Source organism: Victivallis lenta (assembly GCF_009695545.1).
Taxonomy (GTDB): Bacteria; Verrucomicrobiota; Lentisphaeria; order Victivallales; family Victivallaceae; genus Victivallis; species Victivallis lenta.
In genome coordinates this window covers 1-2,640 of the sequence record NZ_VUNS01000067.1, presented here as the reverse complement: position 1 = coordinate 2,640, position 2,640 = coordinate 1, and the positions used below count along the sequence as shown (strand labels likewise).

The following is a 2,640-nucleotide window of genomic DNA, read 5'->3' as shown; positions in this document are numbered from 1 at the left end:
CCGGCCGGCAGCGTCTCGCGTGCGATCCCGGCAGACGAATCGATTGCGATCTTTTCTCCGGCCGGAAGAAAAAGCGGGCCGATCACCCGTTTCCAATCCGGTCCGCCCGGAACCGGCGTCGTGAATTCAAGCTCGTACAAATGGCCGCCGTAAACCGGCAGCTGCCGCGTTCCGGCAGTGAGGTTCAGCGTCCGCACGTCCCGCTCCATGTCCGCCCCGACCGTATACGCCTGAATCCGGCCGCTCACATTGCGGATCGTCAGAGTGCCGGACGCCGCCCCGCCGTCTTCTGTGTTCAGCGCAACCGGCACAAGCTGCCATGCCGCCACGCGCCGGATCACCTTTTCGGCCGAATACGGGGAATCCGCCTCCCCGAGCGCTCCCGCCAGCTGCATCGCCCTGTCGAACAGGGCGCGATCGTAATTCTCATAGGCGAGCATGACCGGGAAGAAACGGCAGAAGTTCGACAGAATTTCCATATACGGATGCGCTCCGGCGCCATCGGCCGAATACGTTTCGAAAAAGTCGAAATAACGCAGCAGCACGGCGCACTGCCGTTCGAGCGCCGCCGCGATCTCCCCGCGCGTGCTCTCCGCCGTCAGCGCCTGGCACTCCATCGCGGCCATGCGGCTCAGGGTCATGCTCACGCTCGGCCGGTGATTCGACAGGAATCCGAGCGAGGCGTCGAGCAGCGCCCCGGCCGCGGTCCGGTGGGCGGCACGGCTCCGGTCCGCCAGATAGGCCGACCAGTGCTCTTCGGCAAGTTCGCTCAGTTTGCTCTGGATATACATGTGTTCGAACGAGTTGCCGCCGAAGTTCTCCTCCATCATCTGATTGAGTTCCGTCCGGACCGCCAGCCGTTCGGCGGCGGTCAGGGTTCCCGAGATCTGCTGCAGGAATTCGAATTCGGAGGCCACCATCTTCTCCAGCAGCGCCTCATCCACCACCGTGAACGTGACGTTCGTCCCGAGCACCGATTCGACCGCGCTCTTCACGGCGGAAATCAGGCTCGGCGCCGTGTAGTCCGCCAGGTCGAGCGGATGGAACAGGTCGACCACCTGCTGGAGCTTGTCGCCATAGGTGATCGTCTCGGCCTTCCGCGTCCTCAGCGCCAGCGGCACACTCCAGTCGCTCCCGGAGCCGTCGGCATGGATGCGGCGGATCGAGTAACGGTATTCCACGCCGGGTATCAGGCCGCTGTCGGTAAAAACAGGCCTGACGGCGGTCCCGATATCGGTTCCGTTGCGCCGGATCTCCCAGACCGAACCTTCGAGCTCTTCCGGGGCGCACTCCCAGTTCAGGGTTGCTTTGGTGTAGGTGACCTGCCCCTCCGCCGGGGTCGGGGCCGGGACGCGCACCGGATCGGTCCCGTTCAGGAATTCGTGATAGTTGTCCACGCCGTCGCCGTCGGGATCATCCGTCGAAAGCATCGGCTGATCGCCGAAATGCTCCCGCATCCAGTTGAAAAACTCCGCATGGGCGCTCTGGTCGCCCGGTTCCACGACGACCGGACGGCTCGCGGTCGAGAGTTTTCCCGCCGAATCGAATGCCGCGACGGTATACCCGTAATTCCCGTCCGGAGCGGCCAGCCGGATGTTGTCGGCGCGCTGTCCGGTCACGGTCGCGACAACGGCGCCGCCGTTGAACACCTTGAAGCCGACGGCTTGAAACGCATCGGAATCCGTCCAGTCCCAGCTCAGGCTGAACACGTCGACGTTGCGCTCGAATCTGAGATTGTACGGAAAATCCGGCTCCGCCGCGACAATCTCCGCAACGGGACCGGTCTCCGAAACTGACGGAACCGCCTCCCCGTTCGTATGATAAGTGACCTGCTGATCGCTCTTCTGCGGAAACGCCGGCAGCCGCATGACAAGGTCGTTCCCGCCCGGAACCGGAACGCTTGCCGTGATTTCATAGATATGTCCCGCATACACAGGAATTTCCGCCTCTCCGTCCACTGGAATGACGCGCTCTTCGTGATAGGGCTCACCCGGAAAAACGCGCGGCGCCGCATCCGCCGTGACGTTCGTTACTTTGACCGACGCACGGCACGGGTTGCCGGCCGCATCGCGCAGACGCACCCGGACCCGGATCAGTTCCCAGGCGGCGATCCGGCTCAGCCGGTCGTTCCCCGCTTCCCAGCCGGGCTGTTCTTCCTGCAGCTTTGCGGCATAATTCAGCGCGGTCCGATAAGCGGCCTCGCGGTAGCCGTCGTAAGCCAGCAGCCGCGGAAAATACTTGAAGTACCTGCCCGAAAGCACCATGCAGACGAGGCGGGCATTCGTTCCTTCCGCATTCGGAAAGAAGTCGAAGAAACGAAGGTTCTCCGCCGCGGCCGCCGCCAGCGCCGAATCGATCTCATCCACACTGCTTTTCTCATTCAGGTGCGCCGTTTTGAACAGGGCCAGACGCCCCAGGCTGTTCAGCACGCACTGCTCCTGATCGCGCAGGAAATTCAGCGAAAACTCGTAAAGAATCGCCGCGGCCTGATTGTGTCCCCTCGCCCAGTGTTCCTCCGCCAGCGTCGTCAGCCGGTCGTGGATATAGACCTGTTCGATCGAATTCCCGCCGAACCCTTCCTTCAGGCAGGCGTCGAGCTCCGCCCGGGCGGCAATCCGTTCCGCGTCGGTCCACTCCGGC

1 pseudogene is annotated in these 2,640 nt (G+C 63.4%); it reads right to left on the bottom strand.

What is annotated here, in order from left to right:
- Nucleotides 1–2,640, bottom strand: a pseudogene (locus FYJ85_RS23470) (hypothetical protein); the annotation flags it as partial.